Consider the following 19050-nt stretch of genomic DNA (forward strand, 5'->3'; position numbering starts at 1 on the left):
GGCTCAATGCCTTCGGGCAGAGAGAATAGCGGCAATTGGCACCGCCTTGATTGCCGAAAGGCTACGGCTGAGTAGGGTTTAGCAGTCTTACGACTGCCTTCTAAAGAATCCCCGTGTCTTTAGACCGGGGAGTGTCAAAACTCCCCATTCCGCAGACGCACCAGAGTCATGCGAGTGGGGAAAGGAATAGACGTGCCATACATCGCCATCTTAACAATGGGTCCATCGGCAATCCAGATATTCTCATCCACAGCTTTCAGGGTGCCAATCGGTTCATAGAGCGCAAAATCAGGTTGAGTCATCGCACTTGTCCTTCGGTAAGGGTTGGAAAGCGGATAGAACGGTTCTTGCAACCGTTTTTCAACACAATTGAGGAGGGGGAGCAAAATGTCAGATTTATCGGAGTTGAATTTCGGCCCCAATCACCCGAGAGTCATCTAACTGGTTACCAACGACCCTTAAAGTTGGCGATTGGGCGGTGTTATGAATGTCATAGCGCTGATTGTTTTTAAAGGTGTTTTTTCCGGAAACGGTTTCTGTTCCTAAATCGGGCTGAGATTCCCCGATCGCCACTAATCCATCCCGGCTATTGTTGGCAATCACATTCTCTCGCAAAATCGGACGGGATGAATGAGAAATCACCAACCCATCAATATTATCACGAATCTGATTATTTACTACTAAGGGGGTAGAATTTCCCCCAATCGCCAAACCAAATCCGGTATTTTCGATTAAGTTATCTCGAATTTCTCCTGCTGCTTCATGGGTGAGTGAAATTCCATTACCGCTATTTTCAAAGATGCGGTTATTCTCAATCGTCGGCGTTCCGGTTCCGGTGACAAATATTCCTTCGCGGCCACTTTTTGTAAGGGTACTATTGCGAATGTTCGGATTAGTAGATTCTACCCAAATTCCCGTTCCCGATTGATCCGGATTGATGACAGTGATGCCCGCGATTTCTGTGCGATCGCCGGGGAGAAGGGTAACTTTTTGTTTCCCCCAGGTGGGACTGAGGTAATCGCCGCCTCCGATAATCGCTACCCCTTCCCCCTGCTGTCTTTCGTTCCCTCGCAGGGTCACCCCTGGTTTGATTTTCAAGGGGAAGGTTTCTCCAGTTTCTGCGCTATATTCTCCTGGCGCTAATTGGATCACTGTTCCCGGAGAGGATTGGGTTAAAGCGTAGGCGATCGTCCGAAAAGGTTGGGTTTCTATCTCTCCTGCGGAAGGGGTATCGGTTCCCTGGGTGGAGTCTACATAAAGAATTTGCTTAAATGCTGGAGTGCGTTTGGGAAACTGTGGAGATTGTCTGTCAACGGAGGGATTTTCTGTCACGGGTCCTTCGTTGGGATTGACAATGAAAATACAGCCACCTAGAGAGAATGCGAACAAGGCGAGGGTCAGAGGTTTGAGTCGATTCAACATTTTTCTTTACTTTTCCTTAAACGATTAATCAAAGGGTTTGATTTACCCCATAAGTGGGGGTTATAGTCTCGACTATTTTAGGAGATGAAAGTTGCTTTCAGTGGCACTTGAGGGAAGGTTAGGGCGTCTGGAAAATCGGAAGGGCAAGACGAGGGAGCCGGAGGTGAATCCCTAATGGCACAATCCTAGCATCAAAAAAGCACCTCAGATTTTATAGTGATGGCGATCGCCACAGACTGTGTTGTAAATCACAGCAATTTCTGACGGCGATCGCATGGGTTTAGAGATATCGATCGGGATCTGTTGTGTCTTCGATCGCAAGTTGAATTAGATCTCGATCGCCCCCCATTCTTTAAAAAAGCTTCATAATAAAAGTAGAGAATTTAAGGAATAAAATGCTATGAATCCCTCTATTAAACTTCTGCCCCATGCGATTTCAGAACTGATGGCCCAGGTGAGCGCCACCCGGAAAATTACCCTAGCCGATCGCTATGGATTGATGGCGGCTATTTTAGAAGACTCTCTGGATGAAGAAGATAGATTTTCAATTGATAGACTCCTGCGAGCTTTACGGCGAGGGCGACTCCAAATCGTTGATGAAATTTCTTCTTTGCTCTGTAGTGGGTGAGGGTAGGCGATCGCTATCCAGCATTCTTGCCCTTGAATAGAGCTTATGGCATCTACCCTCTCAAGTTTTAGGCTAAAACCTGAACCCAAGCCTTTATTCCACTGCGGGTTCTAAGAGTTGAATGATCCCCAGGTTCGCATCAATTTCCACCTCAACTCCCACCGGAACCGTAAATTTATCTCTAATATGACCGATCGCTGACCCATACCAGGCGGGAATTCCCAAGGGGCGGATCCAATCGGATAACACTTGGGGTAAGGTCAACGAAGGTTCATCGCCTTCCCCCGCTTCACAGCGAGTACATTCGGCAAAAATAAATCCGGAAATTTTATCGAGAATTCCGGCTAATTTTAACTGGGTTAACATTCGGTCTACCCGATAAATATCTTCCCCTATTTCTTCGACAAATAAAATTTTATTTTCCCAATCAGGCAAATAAGCCGACCCGACCATTGCGCTTAAAACGGATAGATTTCCTCCCACTAATTGACCTCGGGCTTTACCTCCGGTGAGAGTTTGAGGGCGGGTCACGGGAGGATTTTGCATCCGCACAGGTTCGGCATCCAGTAACAGACGTTGAACGTAATTGACCGAAAATGGATTCCAAACTGAGGTGGCAACGGGACCATGAAAGGTAATAATGCCACTGCGGGCATAAATGGCGAGTAATAATGAGGTAATATCGCTATAACCCATAATAATTTTGGGATTTGAGCGGATGAGTTCATAGTTTAATAAGGGCAAAATGCGATTACAACCCCAACCCCCGCGCATGGTTAACAATGCTTGAACTGAGCGATCGGCAAACATAGCATTCACATCCGCAGCGCGATCGGCATCTTGACCCGCGAGATAGCCATATTCATCGAGTAAATGGGTTCCTAACTTGACATTTAATCCCAAAGCGGCTAATTGTTTGCGAGCATAGTCAATATCTTCTTGTACAATCGGACTAGAAGGGTTAATCAAACCCACGGTATCCCCGACTTTTAGACGAGGGGGTTTCAGGATAGAGGGAGCGTTAGCTGTAGCAATTGTCGTGCCGGGGATCACAGAGGCGATCGCGCTCAGTCCGCAGAGTGTGAGAAAATGACGGCGATTCCAGAACACTTTAAAATCCGCTCAGTTTTATAAAGGGAAAACAGATCAAAGAGATCTTGTTTATTATAAAGGATTGCGATCGCCTTCACGGAACAAGGGTCAAAGGACCCTTGTTCCGCATTGTGATTGGCGGTTTTTTCCTGTCGTGGGACTTCAAAAATTTCGATGACAAACCGCCTACTTTACCCCTTGGACCCCTATGAGATCGCGGCTAAACTCGGGTATTTCAGCACCCTCAGCAGCAGGGAATGGTTGAAAATGGCAGTTGACTCTTGTCAATCATCCAGTTTCCGATTATCCTATTTTAGCCTTTAGCAATTTAAGGTAGAATAACAAGGAGGTCTCTGGGTGAATAAGTCAGTTTTTACAGAAAAATATACGCGGTTTCGGCGACTGCTAATCGAGATTCGGCAATCGAGTAAGTTAACCCAGGTGCAAGTGGCTCAAAGACTGCATAAACCCCAGTCTTTCGTCTCGAAGTACGAACGAGGGGAACGCCGTTTAGATGTGGTGGAGTTTCTGGAAGTGGCTAAAGCACTGGAGGTGAATCCCTCAGAGTTGCTGACTCAACTTGATCGCCCAACTGTAGAGCAAGGTTCCACAAACCTTGGTGAATTTTGAACGCGGCGATCGCTCAATCGCCTGAGCTTCAATGAGTCACTTGTTCCATCTTTAGTCAAGTCTTCAGGGATTTGAACATCCGGAACTTTTTCAGCCAAGCAATTCGGGAATGAGGCGGGGTGAAGCACAGAGGCAACCCCAATTCCACCGGATTCTATAGAACAGAACTGAAAGGCGATCGCTCGCGCTTAACCTCTGCACAATCCTCACTCATTCTGTAAAAGACAGAGGCGATTTTATGTTAAACCTGATTCAAAAAGTGTTTTTTACTTCTGGATTAAACAAATCTTACCTTCTTTTATTTTTAATGCTATTTTTGAGTATATTTTCTTCCTACTCTTGTATTAATGGATTTTGGATAGATCGGGAAATCTGTGGGGTTTGGTTAGAGGAGCTATCCATTAACTTAATTGCAGAAGTTACGGGAATATTACTGGTTTTATTTTCGGTTAACAAAACGGTTCGAGAAAATCGTGAAAAAGAAAAAAATAAATTTAAAGAAATCGCGTTTAGGGGACTAAAATTGACGATTACAAAACAAATTTATTTATTTTTTGAAATCCTCAAGGCTTCAACTTCCCAAAAGCCCGACAAAACATATCAAAAACTAGAGGATTTATTTGATGATACTTATTTTCGGGAAGTTCAGAACTTAGACTTGTTAACAATGGCTCCCGTTTTAACCCCAGCAGGGGAACCAATGGACTGGTTAGATTACCTCGTTTATGAAAGCCTTAACCTACGCACAGCCTTGGGTCGAGTGGTCGATCGCTATGCCTTTTACTTGGAATCCGAGGTGGTGGATTTAATGGAAGAAATGACCGATGCCAGCTTTATTCGCTTCCTTACCTCCCTTTGGGAAGCCAAGCGCTTAAACGGATTAACCTCCAAGGGAGATTTACTGTTTGCCTGTGAGGAGATGTTCCGTGAGTATGCCGATTCCTTGGTCAAGTTAGTTAAATTTTACAATGCAAACGTCACCAGCGATCGGCAAATCATCATCGATGAGCAGCAATGGCAGGAATGGTGGAACCATAAAGGTAGACCGCAGTTAGGAGACAGCCGCATCAAAATCGAAATTCAGTAAACGGGTAAAAACGGGTTGATTTTCAGCGTTACAAAACCCAGTCTAAATTTCGACCAATTAACAGTTCGCTCATTTTAGCATGATGAGTATTTTTCATCGCTACCGTCCGGGTGGCAAAGCCAAATCTTTGAGCCAGTTCGCCCAGGGACTCAACATGATCATAAGTCATCAGGAAATCTCCAGCTAGACCACTGCACACCCGAAATAATTCTTCGTGGTTTAACTCGGAATGGGTATAGAGTCGCCTCCCAGCTTTTTTTCCCGCTGCAGTGTAAGGGGGGTCGATAAAAAAGACCACATCCGGTCGATGGGCATTTTGTAATAAAACTTCCATCCCATCTCCCTGGATAAAAGTCAGGCGATCGCGAACTTTGACAATATCCAAAATTCTTTTTTTTAACGTTTCTGGATACCAGCGGGATTGAAGACCTTTCCCCTTTTCTCCCGCTTTAATTTTACCCGCACCTGCTGCTAAAATTCCCCCATGATTGACTCGATTTTTTAAAAGGGTCTGAAATGCTTTGTCTTTCCGAGACAAGGGAGACTGGTTAAGAATCCGGTTGACCGATTCTAAGGAAAATTCAAAGTCAACAATTTCCTCGGCTAAACCAACCCCATCCCCGTTGATAATCGTCTGCCAAACTGCGGACACTTGGTCATCCAGTTCCACCATTGTCACCTGTTCAGTCAAATCTTCAAAAGCTAGGGTTAAACTCACAATTCCACCTCCGGCAAAAGGCTCGATTGATTCACTCGGTTTAAAGGGTTGACTGGCTAACCATTGCCGAATTCGAGGGACTAACCATGTTTTTCCCCCGGGATAGCGGAAAGGACTCCGCAGGGGGACTGATGACACATTGACAATGCGATCGCCTGGGATTGTTTCAAACAGAGAAAGTTGACGCATCAGAACATTAAAATGATAGAAAAAACGGGGAGCATCTCAATTTGTTCAAGAGACCTAACCGCCGGTGCCCCCTTCCCTGTCTAGGGAAGGGGGAGCCGGAAGGGGGAGTCTCAAAGCCCCTCCCGCAATAAAAAAATTTCCTTATTCTCCCTCTCCTCGTAGGAGAGGGCCGGGGGAGAGGTGGGGAGGGGTTTGGGGAGAGGTCAGACTGGTTTTTAGGCAAAATTGAGATGCTCCCAAAAAACGAGACAAGAGGACTCACAGAAGGTCATTCACAGTCGGAGCATCCGGAGGATTTTCCAGCTTATTATCTAATTTTTCTTGTAAGGAATCTAAAAAGTCTTCGATAGGACCCACTTCCGGAGTTGCAATTTTATCGAGAGCCGGTTGAAATAAGGTGTAAATCGTCTGGACTCGCTTCAAATGATAGCGTTGGCTAACCAAATCCCTCTCTAAGTCATAAATTAACCACGCAATTTCAGCTTCTTGTTCGCAGACTTCAGGCAGGGTGGGAAGAATATTATAGAACCCTTTATGTAGGGCAACAGCTTGTTTTTTCCTCCAATTTTTTAAAATCCCTCCTTTATAAAGGAGTTGAGGAACTAACCGCTTTCGGGAAGATGATAAATAGTCGGGGCGAGGATAGTTTTTCTCTCTACTCCAGTCCATGTTATATCGATTGGTTGGATCCTCCATATAATATTCAAAAGACCGGCGAATGTTGCCGGAAATATAGACAGACTGGACTTCTAATGCACCAAAATCAATGACTCGACCTTGACTATCGTAGGCGACTAATACTAAGTCAATATTACCAGCCGATTGTCCATTTTTATCGTTGAGGCGAGTTTCAGCCAGAGAGGTCCAAGCTGTGTTGTCCGAAAAAAAGAATGCGGCTGCATCCTCTGCAATCAACCAATCCTCCCGAAAGCGAACGGGACAAGTAATTGCCAGGTCCTTCCCGGCGTAAATACTACAAACCCCTAACGGATCATTGGCTTTATCCTTCGTACAAGAGGGAACTTTGTTATTGTAGGGGCAAAGCCGATGTTTCCGATAGCGTTCCGCTTCAGGGGATAAGTTGTCTATGGGAAATCCAAAAACTTCTGCCAGGGGATGTTTTGACATAGAGTGATATTTGCTTGAATTTAGATTAAATTAGCCAGGGAAATGATGGGCTTACTCGTCTTTGGCAAACTAGATAAGCTCAGGATAAAGTTTGATTTTACTGATTTTAATGGCTTTTAAAGTCAATGTTTTACCTAAAAATCTGGAGAGGACTGTCGCCTCAATGTGGTCCGTATTGTAACCATCATAACAAAGATGGGTTTGCCAGAGCCGATCGCCGGAGTGAATGGAATGTCAGGAGGCGATCGCCTATCAAATCCCGCATCTACAAAACCTGGGGGGTATCAGTTTTAACCGTGGGATCGGAAAAAAGAGCAGGACTTACGCAGATTTTGATAACCCCACCTAAATGTAGAGGAGTGTAGAGGAATGTAGAGGCGATTCGCGAATCGCCTCTACATTTAGGGTTTGATTTTAAAGAGTGCGTAAGTCTTGACGGGGTGAGGAGGTTTGCTCAATTCTCCTGGAGGCGTGGATCTGAGCAGATGTTGTCAGGGAACAGTCCTCTTGATTTAATCCGGTATTGATGCTCTTGGTGGCAAATGTAGGACCCCCAGGGTTCTACTCATGGGCAACCGATTAGGGCCAAATATCCCATTTTTGCTCCTAATCAGGGTAGGGTGAACCGGCGCTGGAGAGGCGATCGCACCGAATGCAGTCCAATTCATCCCGTTGACTCCAGTCACTGTCTGACTTAACCGTTAAAATTGGCGGCGAGTTTTTCATCGGGTTAAAATTGATACAACTTCACTTTTTTTCTGCAACTATAACTAATAGATGTCGTAGCGTTCAGGTTAGTGATATGGCCGGGGTCCTCAAGCTCGATATCCGAGAAAGTATTGAAGAACTTAAAAGCCTTCTGGCTAAACAAACCACAGCGAGAGGTCGAGAAAGAGTTCAGGCTTTATATTTATTAAAAATCGGCCAAATTAAAACCCTCAAAGAGCTTTCTATTTTATTAGGACGAGATACTGCAACGATTTATCGGTGGTTCCAAAAATACAAAAACCAGGGCTTACAAGGAATGCTGTCCATTAAAAAAGGCCAAGGCCGAAAACCAGCCATTCCTCCGAATACAATTGAACGATTAAGACAAAAACTCCAAGGACCTGAACGATTTAACAGTTATGGGGAAGTCAAGCGATGGTTGAAGGAAGAATGTGGGGTGGAAGCTTCTTATAAAGTGGTCCATGAAACCGTTCGTTATAAACTAAAATTTAAACTCAAGCCCCATCGCAAAAAACGGGTCAAGGCGTCAAACTAAATCCCCGAATTCAAGCCACTCTTTGACCCGATTTTGAGCCGGGTGACGGGCAAGAGGAGGGTCCGGTTATCCCTTGCCAGTCAGGGGATTAACTGTCCCGTTAAGGTGTTACCCTTCTGAATTCATCCCGGCTATAAATCCGCGTCGGGCGTGCGATCGCATATTATCTGCGCGCAGTTCCATCAAACAGACTAACTCATCCCCCTTGCCATAGTCTGGATTGCGGTCTAAAAAGTAGCGAACATCGGGTTTATCTTCATATCCCTCTTTAATATCCGCCCAACTTCCGCGCAGATGTCCTCGGGAAACGGGAAAGCGAATCAGTCCGGTTTTAGGGTCATAATCTGGACCAAATTTATTCTCAGCTAAATAGTCCATCAGCCGTTGCATTTCTGGCGGCGTCGGATAGCGATAGTTTGGATAAAACTGATGAGCAAATAGGGGTAAATATCGATAAGTTCGGTAGCCTTTAACAATCAGAAACCAATATAAAGGCACCGTCGGGGACTGAGCTTTAATTTGACCGGCTAATCGGCACCAAGCTAAAGGGAGTGTTTGTTCGCCCCAATAGTCCCGATGCACGATAGTATCCCCGGAAAAAACAGCGCGTCTGGCTTGTGTCTCAAATTCAAATTCCCAGACTGCTACAGTAGAAAAACCCTGCAATCTTTTTTGGGAATCCCACAAGGCAATGATGTAATTTTTATGGTTTAAATCTTCATGAAAAATATCTAAACTTGTGCCTTCATAATAAATTTCATATAAATCATACATGGTTTGACGTAGTTTTTCATCAACGTGATGTTGACAGATAATTTCTGCGACTAGCTTGCTCATAAGGAATTGATTGAATAAACGAGAGGAAAATAAATTGGAAAAACTGGTCAACCGTAGCCCAAAAAATTTAGAGTTTCCTTGGATTGGGAAAGAGGTTTAATTTCCTTCAAAATGCACCCTATCAGTTTATCAAAAACCCTGGGAAGATGCGGGAGTAGTGCAGGGTAGCCGCTAAAAACCGGGGTGCGATCGCCCCTTGGCTTACCATTGCTAGGGGACCCACGGGAAAGGGCTTCCCTAAACCAGACTCCAGAGAGGGGAATCCCGGGGAAGGATTGGGCAAAATGGGTACTCCCCTCGCGCTCGTTTAGGGCTACAATTTGAAAACAGCACTGAGGCCATTAGGGTTTGCCAGAGTAGATATTCGGAATCCGGATCTGTTCTTCAAGACGGGAAGCGCTAGAAACTGGATGGGAGCCGTTTGAAGGGAAGGGAAAAATCGGGCAACCCATACCCTGAGAGAACTTGATAGAATTGTTAAGAGTTCCAGAGATTAAAAAAGGGTTCAAATTGGATCAAAACGGACAAATCAGGGTGACACTGAAGAAGTTGAAAATTCAGAACTTGAAACGTCAATGAAACGGGTTGCACTACTAATCGGAATTGGTCAACATGAAGCGGGAGAGGAGGAAGACCCTGGTCTACCGCCCCTGCCTACAGCGAAACAGGATGTATCTGCGATCGCCCAAGTATTGCAGCATCCAGAACAGGGCGGATTTGCCCCTGCTGATGTCCAACAACTCATCGATCCGGACTTGCAAAGTATTCGGTCCGGCATTGAGGTCCTATTGCGCGATCGCCAACCCGAGGACTTGGTATTGCTGTATTTTTCCGGTCATGCGATCGCCGACGCCACGGGATCGCTGTATTTTGCCACAAAGAACACGACCCTCAAAAACCTCACGAATACCGCGATCGCAGCAGACTTCTTGCAAGCACTCTTGTACACCAGCGTCGCCCAGCAACAAATTATCATCCTAGACTGCTATTTCAGTGGGGGGACGGGTTTAGTCGATGTTAAACAGCAATTGGGCGGCTATGGAAAAGCCATTCTCACCGCCTCCACCACCTTTCAATCCCTGAACCGTTGGGGCGATCGGATCGCTCATCCCAATCCCGCCATCAACTGTCTCGACTATTCCGCCAAACAACATCATCTGGGACTCTCCACCTACACCGCCTACTTGATCGAAGGCATCGAAACTGGGGCCGGGGATCTAAATCGCGATGGCACAATCTCTCTGGACGAATTGCATCACTACGCCAGTCAAAAGGTGCAAATCATTGCTCCCGCCTTGCAACCGGCGATCTACGCACTCCCGGAAATCGGTGCAGTCGCCCTGGCTAAAGCCCCCCAAGATAACCCTCACCTGACCTACCAACTAGCCGTTGAAAATTTTCTCGGACGCAGTGGCGGCAATCTCTCCTTACTCAGCCTCCGGAGTCTAGAAATTCGCCGAGAAAGCCTTGGTATCTCTGCCACAGATGCCCTGATTATTCAAGAAAACGCCCTAAAACCCTATCGACAGTACCAAACCAAATTACAACTCTATAAAACCGTCGTTAGATCCGTAATGCAGCTTCAGGACCTGCCTTTGAGTCCCGAAATCGAGGAAGATTTGCTCCATTTACGTCGGGATATTCTCGGCCTCGGGGAACTGGATGTCCGGGTCATTGAAGAACCTCTGTATCCCTCGGACCTGGAGAAAAGTTTTCCAACCTTGATGCTTGCCTGGGCGAGTATAACTGTAGTTCTGGTCTTAGGAAGTTATTCTATATATAAGTACCTGACTGCCCCAGACCCCTCCCCGGCCATCTCGACCTGGCTGGAAGCCATTCCGATCCCTTCGTTTTCCTTAGCGACTCCTGACCCCAGTTCCGAAGCGGAACCGAAACCGGAACCCGAAACTCAACCGCGACGACCCCCGAAGAAAACACTCAGACCCCTACCCCCCCGTCCCCAGGCGGTCCCGTTTCAGGTCCCGACAGAGGACCCGATGGTACTGACGGGTCATGTCGGTCCGGTTCAAGGACTGGCAGTCGATCCCCAAGGGACTCTGCTGATTAGTGGGAGTTGGGACAATACCGTGAAGATTTGGGATTTAGAAACCGGGGAAGTCCGAGAAACCCTCAGATCCGATCGCCCGAGTGTGATTCGAGATGTGGCCCTTGACCCTTATACTCAACGCTTTGCCAGTGCCAGGGATGACGGGACCATCGAGATTTGGCAACTCGATCGCCAAGGGTCGGATCTGACGGTGGAGTTAGAACAACGCATAGCCGGTCATTCCGGGCCGGTTTACGCCCTCGCCATCAGTCCCGATGGACTTACCTTGGTGAGTGGATCTCAAGATAATACGATTAAAATTTGGGCCATAGAAACAGGGGATCTCCTCCATACCCTGACGGATCATCGAGGACCCGTGCGATCGCTCGCCATCACTCCCGATGGACAAACCCTGATTAGTGGTGCCGGAGATGCCACCATTAAAATTTGGGACCTGGAAACCGGCGAGTTGCAAAATACCCTCACGGATCATACTCGTTTGGTCCGAGGACTGGCGATCGCCCCCGATGGCAAAACTCTCGCCTCTGCCAGTTGGGACCGCACTGTAAAAATTTGGAATCTCACAACCGGCGAGTTACAAAATACTCTCATGGGTCATACGGATTTAGTTGTTTCTGTAGCGATTAGTCCCGACGGTTCCACCCTCGTCAGTGGCAGCGATGATGACACCATTAAACTCTGGGATTTGTCTACTGGAGAGGAACTCGCCACCCTCACCAATCACCGCAGTGATGTGTTTTCCCTCGTCTTTAGTCTGGATGGCACAACCCTTGTTTCTGCTAGTTGGGACCAAACCATCCAAGTCTGGCGATCGCCTTAGTTCAGGATCAAGGAAGGGGAAGATAGGGAGAGAAAGAGAAAGGCGAGTCTCCCCTCTCCTCCGATGCTAATCCAGTCAAGGCAGGAATAAATGTTGAATTCCTGGAGGGATTTTGCCATTCTGAAAACCCTCTAATACCGAACTTTTGTAATGGAAATCCCAGAGTGCAGTACGCCATAGATTAAAATCAACTCAACAGCAGTTAATCACAACATCAGGAGACATTGACCTTGGCTACACTTGGGGTTAATATTGACCACATTGCCACGATTCGACAAGCACGGGGGACCGTAGAACCGGATCCCGTTGCGGCAGCCGTCCTAGTCGAACTCGCCGGTGCCGATGGAATTACCGTGCATTTGCGCGAAGACCGCAGACATATTCAAGACCGGGACGTGCGTTTGCTGAGGGAAACAGTCCGGACCCATTTAAACTTAGAAATGGCGGCGACGGACGAAATGGTAAAAATCGCCCTGGATATTAAACCCGATTATGTGACCTTGGTTCCGGAACGACGAGAAGAACTGACCACGGAAGGCGGATTGGATGTTGCCGGACAACGCGATCGCATGGAAGGGGTGGTGGATACCTTACAATCTGCGGGAATTCCCGTCAGTTTATTTATTGATGCCGAACGCGCTCAAATTGAAGCCTCGGTTGAGGTCAAAGCGCAATTTATCGAACTGCATACCGGACAATATGCCGAAGCCAAAACCGAAGCCGAACGCGATCGCGAATTAGCTATTTTAGCCGAAGGCTGTAATCAGGCCATCTCTTCCGGGTTGCGCGTTAATGCCGGACATGGACTCACCTATTGGAATGTCTATCCGATTGCCAAACTGTTAGGAATGGAAGAACTGAATATCGGTCATACCATTATCGCTCGTGCTGTTCTAGTCGGACTAGATCGGGCGGTTCGAGAAATGAAACAAGCGATGCAAGGCCAGTGATTAACCCTACAGCAAAAACAGGGTTTATCTTCAAGGGTGGCTTTTTGGAGCTAATTTTTAATTAAAATTTCCTGATTTTGTCTGCGGACAAGGGTTGACAATTTACCGGGAATATTCCCGGTAAATTTGCTTGTAAACAGCAGCGAATAAAGGGCTTAAACCGGACTTACCCATCTGTTGAAAATCCACCCATCAATGTAGAGGCGATTCGCGAATCGCCTCTACATTGATGGGTTAACGTTAAAGATTGCGGAAGTTCGGTTAAAATCTAGGGGATTTTCCGATAAAATCAAGGGATAAAGTGCAGTTATCTGGATTGATTTTGGCGGGATCATCTCATCTAGCCAAGGGGGGAAAACCTTCAGCGATCGCCAGGGAGACGGATCCGGTGTTCCAGGGAACCCCGGGGATAATTTTGAGAAACTTTAGCAAGAAAATCCTCTAGGTTTAGGATTCGGGGTTGATTTTTTTTCCGCATGAGTTACTTTAATGTTGTACGATACTCGATCGAGACTTGTACAAGCCAATCACCACCATGCAAACTTATCATTACGTTCTAGCAAGCCAAAAATTCTTATTAGAGGAAGAACCGTTTGAAGAGGTGCTCAAAGAACGGACGAGACATTACCACGAAACCGAAAAAGAGATTGATTTTTGGCAAGTGAACCAACCCGCCTTTCTGGAAGCGCCAGAAATGGCCGAAGTGAAAGCCAAATGTCCTCAACCCTCCGTGGCGGTGATTTCGACCAATCCGCAATTTATCACCTGGTTAAAATTGCGTCTGGAATATGTATTGACCGGCCAATTTCAGGCCCCCTCTGAGACCATTCCCGATCCATTAGCCTCCCAAGAGAGTTAAAGAATTCGTTAAACTGCCTGATTAATACTTGGAGAGAGACCCGGGATCATAACTATGCGGCTATCCCTAGGAAACTATTTGAAGCGATCGCACTCCTGGCTGAGTCCAGCATTCTTAGTCCTGAGTGGATTAACCCTGTTCACCCCAGCTACGAATGCTCAACCGACCTATCCAGCCTGTCAACCCCCCCTCCCAGACGAGTATCTGGTCCTGGTCCCCACGGCCACAGTTGTGGATCAGGACCAGATTCGGCGATTGATTCCCGGGGCGATCGAGACCACGGTTTGTAACTACGTCAATGAAACCGTCACCCGTCTGGGGGGGTTTGGAAGGGCGGATCAGGCCCAAGAATGGGCGCAGTATGTCAATTCTCAAGCCGGAATTGTCGCTTATGTAGTCGGTCCTGCGGGTGTGGCGGCTACCCCCAGTCCTCTCCCAGTCGTCCCCTCGGCAGGGGCCTACAATCCGCAGCCTTTAGGAAACGGTTATGCCGTCTTGGTGGATTTTTTCAGTAATCCCCAAGTCGCTGGGGAGTTGTGGCAAATCTTAAGAACCGATATCGGATTAGTGTCCTATGGACAACGGCCTTATCTGTTAGCCGAATTGACCGATCAACAAAACAGGGCCAATCAGATTTTGCAAACCCTGAGCGATCGCGGTTTTTTTGCCACCGTCGTGGATAGCCGAAACGTGATTTTATTAGACGATGCCGTTCGCTTGGACTAATACAGTCTCCGGGCCCCTCTCCAAGACATGGGGAGGGGCCCGGAGGTGGCTCAAACAGATTTCGTCCCTAATCAGTTCGGGGTCGTTAATAGGTCTGACCTGCGATATAGGCAATACAAACCCCTAAAAGTGCCCCGACAATCACCTGAAACGGAGTGTGACCGAGGAGTTCCTTTAAGCGGGCTTCATTCAAATCGTGGTCATCGCTAAAAAACTCATCCACAATTTGATTGAGAATCCGAGCTTGCTTGCCCGCCGCTTGCCGGACTCCGGCGGCATCATACATCACGATCACCGCAAAAATTGTAGCCAGAGCAAACTCGGTACTGTTCCAGCCTGCGGTTTGCCCGATGCCGGTTGCTAACGCGGTAACCAAGGCTGAATGAGCACTCGGCATTCCGCCCGTTTCAACCAGAACCCGAAAATTAAACTTGCGATTTTTTGCCAATTCGATCGCTAACTTCGCTGATTGAGCGATCAAACAGGCTAGGGTTGCAACCAGCAGCACGCGGTTGTCGATGATATTGCCGATCTCCTGCATGGTGTTTTGCGCCTTTTAATGACTGCGGTTGGTGATAAAGTCCGCCAGGGAGACGAGGGGGAGAGCTTTATTTCCAAAACTCGCCAATTCTGCCTTAGCCTGCTCAATTAATGATTGAGCCTGCCGAGTCGATTCTTCTAACCCCCAAATACTCGGATAAGTTGCCTTTTGCGCTTGCAAGTCTTTTCCTGCGGTTTTGCCCAACTCTTCCTGAGTCTTCGTAATATCGAGAATATCATCAATGATCTGAAAGGCTAACCCAATATTTTGGGCATAGCGGGAGAGTCGTTGCACATCTTCATCAGAAGCGCCTCCTAAAATCGCCCCACAAACCACACAGGCTTCTAATAATGCCCCAGTTTTATGGGTGTGGATAAAATGGAGCGTTTCTACCGTAGTGTCTAGCTTGCCTTCGCATTGGATATCCACGACTTGACCCCCAACCACGCCATCGGCACCAAACGCATGAGCTAAGTGGGCGATCGCCTTTAAAACCCGAGGTGCCGGAACGTTCTGAGTTTGGTTTGCCACCACTTCAAAGGCATACACCAACAACCCATCCCCGGCCAAAATCGCGATATCATCCCCGTAAACCTTATGATTCGTCAGCTTACCCCGACGGTAATCATCATTATCCATCGCTGGAAGGTCATCATGGATTAAGGACATGGTATGCACCATTTCCAAGGCACAAGCGGTTGGCATCGCCATATCCACCGTACCCCCCACCAGTTCACAACTGGCTAAACACAAAATCGGACGCAGACGCTTGCCACCCGCCAACAGGGAATAGCGCATCGCTTCATAAATTGTTTCTGGGGGCTTGATTGGCAAAGATTGGTCCAGTGCAGCTTCGACCAAAGCCTGCCGTTCCCCTAAATACGTTGATAAATCAAATTCGGATTGTTTCCTAACGGAATTCGTATCATTGGTTAAAACCATCCCTTCCTTCCTCGTACTTGTCTGATGATCTGACGATTCCACCGCACCGAGGCGGTTGGCGTTGATTTGGCGTTGATGATGAGCTTACGCTGCTTTTGACACCATTTACAAGTTATCTAGGCTACTTACCCTCACCCTGGCAACCGGGCTAACTTTGGCCGCTTGCTGCTGCTTGAGTCTCAAACTATTGTAAGGGTTTGAGGTATTTTTACCACTTGAATTTTTTAGAAAAAGATGGCGCGAAACCAGGAGTTCTAAGGGCCTGATTTTCGCTCCCTCAGAACTCCCTCGGTGAAAACTCCCGGTTTACTCTAATCCTAAGCGCCGGATATAACTCTCTACGGTATTCTGTAACAACAGGGTCACGGTCATGGGTCCAACCCCCCCTGGAACTGGGGTAATAAATCCCGCCACTTCTTTTACCGAGTCATAGTTGACATCCCCGGTTAGCCGAGATTTTCCCTCATAATCGGTGACACGGTTAATGCCAACATCAATGACGATCGCCCCGGGTTTGACCATATCAGCGGTAATCAGTTCGGGACGTCCCACTGCCACCACCAGAATATCGGCATTGCGGGTAATTGCGCCTAAATCCGGCGATCGCGAATGCGCCATTGTCACGGTTGCATCCCCTGCCAACAACATTAAGGCGATCGGTTTACCCACTAGGATACTGCGCCCGACAATCGTTGCCTGTTTGCCTTTGGGATCAATTCCATACTCTCTCAGCAGGGCCATCACTCCGGCAGGGGTGCAACTACATAATCCCGCCTCCCCCCGCAGCAACCGGCCCAAATTCACCGGGTGCAATCCATCCACATCTTTATCGGGATCGATATGATTGATGGCAGCAACCATATCAAGATGATTCGGTAACGGCAGTTGCACCAAAATTCCATCGACGCGATCGTCCTCGTTGAGTGCGGCGATCGCCTCCATCAATTCTTCTTGCGTCGTTTCCGTGGGGAAATGCCGTCCGTATGAGGCGATTCCAACTTTCCCACAGGAGCGTTCCTTATTGCGAACATAAGCAGCAGAGGCGGGATTATCCCCCACCATCAAAACCGCCAACCCAGGCGGGCGGCTGGCTTTCTGCGCTAACCCTTCCACCTGCGATCGCAGTTGGCCTTGAATCTTTTCAGCGACGGCTTTCCCGTCTATAATAACGGCTGTTTTGGTCATGATAGGCTTGGGAGTTGCTCGAACACTCCGGCTACAGCGGTGAATATTGCTCTGTTAATTGTCTCATAGTCTGTAGCGGGGTCATTGGTCATTTGTCATTTGTCATTTGTCCTTGGGGGATGTTCGTAGTAACGACTTCAGTCGTTATCCCCCGTTCGTAGTAACGACTTCAGTCGTTGCTCTCGTGTCATGGCTTTGCCATGACACGAGCATTTTACAGTTTAAGCACCTGCTCCCGCAAGACTTACCCATGAACCCAGTTTCTGTAGAGGCGATTCGCGAATCGCCTCTACATTTAGGGTTTATTATTAAAGATTCTGTAAGTCCGGTCCCGGACTGGAGGCAGAGCCTCCAAAGAGGCATTACTGGGCAGATCCCAGTAACGAGAAAGCGTGGAAAAGATGACAATTTATCCTCCCTATTTAAGATTTAAAATCACCTCTCGCGCCACCGCTTCCACCACATTAATACTCACCGAATTTCCCAACTGATAATAAGCCCGATCGCCCTTCGGATGCAAAATAAACTCATCGGGAAATCCCTGCAACCTCGCCGCCTCCCGGGGAGTAATTCTCCGCACTCGCCCCTGATGATACACCCCCAACCGATTGGCATCACTCGCCACCAACGTCACCGCAATTTTTTCAGGATCTAAAAACTTATAAACCTCAAAAGAAAAATTACCCGAAACCGGCTTATATTTCCCCTCCACAAGTTTCAGATAATTCTTCCCCACCAAAGACCCTAAAATCTCCTCCAACTTCGGAGACTCAAAAAACGTAGCAATTTGCTCCTGACTCAGCAACTTCCCATCTTGCTCTTTTCCAAACTGACTATTGCGCCGCTTCAGGATAAACCGATTCATCAACTCAATTTCATCCGCACTACATTCCCCACGCAACCCCAACTCCCAAGAATGAATCGAATTCCCCCCGCGATAGTCAATTAATCGCATCCCATGCAACCGATTCAAATCTCCATCTAATCGCTTCTCTAAAGCCCTAACAAATTCCCCTGAACAATCATAATGCGACGGCGGATTATCTTCTAAAATATCCGCCACAGTTACCGAGTTCGTAGCCGAATTCCCTAAAGAAAATTGTTGGCGGTGATACGAATGAGAATCTTTCGGACCGGGGTCAGAAACTAACCGATAGTTAGGAACAGCATTTAACAATCCCACGAGATAAACCCGCAAACGATTTTGGGGTAAATCAAAATTAGCACTATTTAGCACAAAAACATCAAAACTATAGCCTCGAGCTTCCAACTCATGTTGAATTATTTTAATGGTATTTCCCCCATCATTGGTTAACAACCCCCGCACATTTTCAAACAAAAACGCTTGAGGTTGATAGGTATCCATTAACCGAGTAATCTCAAAAAATAGGGTTCCTCTCGTATCCCCAAATCCGGCCTTTTTTCCCGCAGCGGAAAACGACTGACAGGGAAACCCCGCTAATAAAACATCATGAGGCGGCAGCTTTTCCAGAATCCGGATATCACCTTGGGGAGACTCACCGAAATTTTGTTGATAAACCCAACTAGAATCTGCCTTAATTTCGCAACTCAAAACACAGTGAGTTTTGAAAGCAAGTTTTTCGGCTGCTTTCTCAAAGCCTAACCTCATGCCACCAATACCCGCAAATAAGTCAACAAAGCGGATAGTTGTCATTTGTCATTTGTCCTTGGTCCTTGGTCATTTGTTGTTTGGATTAATGACTATTGACCAATGACCAATGACCAATGACATCGGGTCATTTGTCCTTGGTCATTTGTTGTTTGGATTAATGACTATTGACCAATGACCAATGACCAATGACATCGGGTCATTTGTCCTTGGTCATTTGTCCTTTGGATTATTGACCAATGACCAATGACCAATGACCAATGACCAATGACCAATGACTATTGACCAATGACCAATGACCAATGACCAATGACCAATGACCCATTACAAACCC

Annotated in this window: 19 protein-coding genes; 8 read left to right on the forward strand and 11 right to left on the reverse strand. The window is 47.2% G+C overall.

What is annotated here, in order from left to right; genetic code table 11:
- Window positions 1-134: 134 nt before the first annotated feature.
- Together NG833_RS08955 and NG833_RS08960 are read right to left on the reverse strand one after the other, a co-directional pair.
- The gene (locus NG833_RS08955; RefSeq protein WP_254564947.1) at window positions 135-302 is read right to left on the reverse strand and encodes a hypothetical protein; all 168 of its coding nucleotides are present in this window, start codon (window positions 300-302) and stop codon (window positions 135-137) included.
- A 94-nt stretch (window positions 303-396) separates the two neighbouring features.
- On the reverse strand, window positions 397-1422 hold the full coding sequence (locus NG833_RS08960; protein WP_254564948.1) for a DUF1565 domain-containing protein: 1026 nt from the start codon (window positions 1420-1422) through the stop codon (window positions 397-399).
- Between the two features lie 400 nt (window positions 1423-1822).
- On the opposite strand from NG833_RS08960, the gene NG833_RS08965 reads away from it, so the two are divergent.
- Window positions 1823-2050: a hypothetical protein gene (locus NG833_RS08965; protein WP_254564949.1), complete on the forward strand. Its 228-nt coding sequence runs from the start codon at window positions 1823-1825 to the stop codon at window positions 2048-2050.
- 93 nt (window positions 2051-2143) lie between these two features.
- Here NG833_RS08965 and NG833_RS08970 read toward each other — a convergent pair whose 3' ends face one another.
- Complete coding sequence (locus NG833_RS08970) at window positions 2144-3160, reverse strand: LD-carboxypeptidase (protein WP_254564950.1); 1017 nt, start codon at window positions 3158-3160, stop codon at window positions 2144-2146.
- 339 nt (window positions 3161-3499) lie between these two features.
- On the opposite strand from NG833_RS08970, the gene NG833_RS08975 reads away from it, so the two are divergent.
- Window positions 3500-3772 carry a helix-turn-helix domain-containing protein gene (locus tag NG833_RS08975; protein WP_254564951.1) on the forward strand — a complete coding sequence of 91 codons (273 nt, stop codon included), beginning with the start codon at window positions 3500-3502 and terminating at the stop codon, window positions 3770-3772.
- Window positions 3773-4010: 238 nt separating this feature from the next.
- Window positions 4011-4859: a hypothetical protein gene (locus NG833_RS08980; protein WP_254564952.1), complete on the forward strand. Its 849-nt coding sequence runs from the start codon at window positions 4011-4013 to the stop codon at window positions 4857-4859.
- 28 nt (window positions 4860-4887) lie between these two features.
- Here NG833_RS08980 and NG833_RS08985 read toward each other — a convergent pair whose 3' ends face one another.
- Window positions 4888-5766, reverse strand: coding sequence for a DNA adenine methylase (locus NG833_RS08985; protein ID WP_254564953.1), 879 nt, complete (start codon window positions 5764-5766; stop codon window positions 4888-4890).
- 258 nt (window positions 5767-6024) lie between these two features.
- Window positions 6025-6894: a NotI family restriction endonuclease gene (locus NG833_RS08990; RefSeq protein WP_254564954.1), complete on the reverse strand. Its 870-nt coding sequence runs from the start codon at window positions 6892-6894 to the stop codon at window positions 6025-6027.
- A gap of 802 nt (window positions 6895-7696) precedes the next feature.
- On the opposite strand from NG833_RS08990, the gene NG833_RS08995 reads away from it, so the two are divergent.
- Complete coding sequence (locus NG833_RS08995; protein WP_254564955.1) at window positions 7697-8158, forward strand: helix-turn-helix domain-containing protein; 462 nt, start codon at window positions 7697-7699, stop codon at window positions 8156-8158.
- Between the two features lie 108 nt (window positions 8159-8266).
- On the opposite strand, the gene NG833_RS09000 is transcribed toward NG833_RS08995, so the two are convergent.
- Together NG833_RS09000 and NG833_RS09005 are read right to left on the reverse strand one after the other, a co-directional pair.
- Window positions 8267-8995 carry a hypothetical protein gene (locus NG833_RS09000; RefSeq protein WP_254564956.1) on the reverse strand — a complete coding sequence of 243 codons (729 nt, stop codon included), beginning with the start codon at window positions 8993-8995 and terminating at the stop codon, window positions 8267-8269.
- 121 nt (window positions 8996-9116) lie between these two features.
- Window positions 9117-9278: a hypothetical protein gene (locus tag NG833_RS09005; RefSeq protein ID WP_254564957.1), complete on the reverse strand. Its 162-nt coding sequence runs from the start codon at window positions 9276-9278 to the stop codon at window positions 9117-9119.
- A 292-nt stretch (window positions 9279-9570) separates the two neighbouring features.
- Between NG833_RS09005 and NG833_RS09010 the strand changes: the two genes are divergently transcribed.
- The 4 genes from NG833_RS09010 to NG833_RS09025 all read left to right on the forward strand — a co-directional run bounded on the left by NG833_RS09010 (window position 9571) and on the right by NG833_RS09025 (window position 14418).
- Window positions 9571-11883: a caspase family protein gene (locus NG833_RS09010; RefSeq protein WP_254564958.1), complete on the forward strand. Its 2313-nt coding sequence runs from the start codon at window positions 9571-9573 to the stop codon at window positions 11881-11883.
- 230 nt (window positions 11884-12113) lie between these two features.
- Window positions 12114-12833 (forward strand): pyridoxine 5'-phosphate synthase, encoded by a 720-nt coding sequence (locus NG833_RS09015; protein ID WP_254564959.1) that lies wholly within the window; start codon window positions 12114-12116, stop codon window positions 12831-12833.
- Between the two features lie 535 nt (window positions 12834-13368).
- Window positions 13369-13692: an MgPME-cyclase complex family protein gene (locus NG833_RS09020; RefSeq protein ID WP_254564960.1), complete on the forward strand. Its 324-nt coding sequence runs from the start codon at window positions 13369-13371 to the stop codon at window positions 13690-13692.
- A gap of 54 nt (window positions 13693-13746) precedes the next feature.
- Window positions 13747-14418 (forward strand): hypothetical protein, encoded by a 672-nt coding sequence (locus tag NG833_RS09025; RefSeq protein ID WP_254564961.1) that lies wholly within the window; start codon window positions 13747-13749, stop codon window positions 14416-14418.
- 85 nt (window positions 14419-14503) lie between these two features.
- Here the strand turns inward: NG833_RS09025 and NG833_RS09030 are convergent, their stop codons facing one another.
- The 4 genes from NG833_RS09030 to dcm all read right to left on the reverse strand — a co-directional run bounded on the left by NG833_RS09030 (window position 14504) and on the right by dcm (window position 18761).
- A complete protein-coding gene (locus NG833_RS09030) occupies window positions 14504-14959 on the reverse strand; it encodes a divergent PAP2 family protein (protein ID WP_254564962.1) in 456 nt (151 codons plus the stop codon).
- Between the two features lie 15 nt (window positions 14960-14974).
- A complete protein-coding gene (gene crtE, locus NG833_RS09035; RefSeq protein WP_254564963.1) occupies window positions 14975-15901 on the reverse strand; it encodes a geranylgeranyl diphosphate synthase CrtE in 927 nt (308 codons plus the stop codon).
- 306 nt (window positions 15902-16207) lie between these two features.
- Complete coding sequence (gene folD, locus NG833_RS09040) at window positions 16208-17086, reverse strand: bifunctional methylenetetrahydrofolate dehydrogenase/methenyltetrahydrofolate cyclohydrolase FolD (RefSeq protein ID WP_254564964.1); 879 nt, start codon at window positions 17084-17086, stop codon at window positions 16208-16210.
- Window positions 17087-17504: 418 nt separating this feature from the next.
- Complete coding sequence (dcm, locus tag NG833_RS09045) at window positions 17505-18761, reverse strand: DNA (cytosine-5-)-methyltransferase (protein ID WP_254564965.1); 1257 nt, start codon at window positions 18759-18761, stop codon at window positions 17505-17507.
- Window positions 18762-19050 lie beyond the last annotated feature (289 nt).

Source organism: Oscillatoria sp. HE19RPO, from assembly GCF_024220515.1.
Classification (GTDB): domain Bacteria; phylum Cyanobacteriota; class Cyanobacteriia; order Cyanobacteriales; family Laspinemataceae; genus Laspinema.

Excerpts from the sequence above, each read along its gene's own strand:
- NG833_RS08955 (WP_254564947.1), bottom strand. The coding sequence starts at position 302 with ATGACTCAACCTGATTTTGCGCTCTATGAACCGATTGGCACCCTGAAA.
- NG833_RS08960 (WP_254564948.1), bottom strand. The coding sequence starts at position 1,422 with ATGTTGAATCGACTCAAACCTCTGACCCTCGCCTTGTTCGCATTCTCT.
- NG833_RS08965 (WP_254564949.1), top strand. The coding sequence starts at position 1,823 with ATGAATCCCTCTATTAAACTTCTGCCCCATGCGATTTCAGAACTGATG.
- NG833_RS08980 (WP_254564952.1), top strand. The coding sequence starts at position 4,011 with ATGTTAAACCTGATTCAAAAAGTGTTTTTTACTTCTGGATTAAACAAA.
- NG833_RS08985 (WP_254564953.1), bottom strand. The coding sequence starts at position 5,766 with ATGCGTCAACTTTCTCTGTTTGAAACAATCCCAGGCGATCGCATTGTC.
- NG833_RS08990 (WP_254564954.1), bottom strand. The coding sequence starts at position 6,894 with ATGTCAAAACATCCCCTGGCAGAAGTTTTTGGATTTCCCATAGACAAC.
- NG833_RS08995 (WP_254564955.1), top strand. The coding sequence starts at position 7,697 with ATGGCCGGGGTCCTCAAGCTCGATATCCGAGAAAGTATTGAAGAACTT.
- NG833_RS09000 (WP_254564956.1), bottom strand. The coding sequence starts at position 8,995 with ATGAGCAAGCTAGTCGCAGAAATTATCTGTCAACATCACGTTGATGAA.
- NG833_RS09010 (WP_254564958.1), top strand. The coding sequence starts at position 9,571 with ATGAAACGGGTTGCACTACTAATCGGAATTGGTCAACATGAAGCGGGA.
- NG833_RS09020 (WP_254564960.1), top strand. The coding sequence starts at position 13,369 with ATGCAAACTTATCATTACGTTCTAGCAAGCCAAAAATTCTTATTAGAG.
- NG833_RS09025 (WP_254564961.1), top strand. The coding sequence starts at position 13,747 with ATGCGGCTATCCCTAGGAAACTATTTGAAGCGATCGCACTCCTGGCTG.
- NG833_RS09030 (WP_254564962.1), bottom strand. The coding sequence starts at position 14,959 with ATGCAGGAGATCGGCAATATCATCGACAACCGCGTGCTGCTGGTTGCA.
- crtE (WP_254564963.1), bottom strand. The coding sequence starts at position 15,901 with ATGGTTTTAACCAATGATACGAATTCCGTTAGGAAACAATCCGAATTT.
- folD (WP_254564964.1), bottom strand. The coding sequence starts at position 17,086 with ATGACCAAAACAGCCGTTATTATAGACGGGAAAGCCGTCGCTGAAAAG.
- dcm (WP_254564965.1), bottom strand. The coding sequence starts at position 18,761 with ATGACAACTATCCGCTTTGTTGACTTATTTGCGGGTATTGGTGGCATG.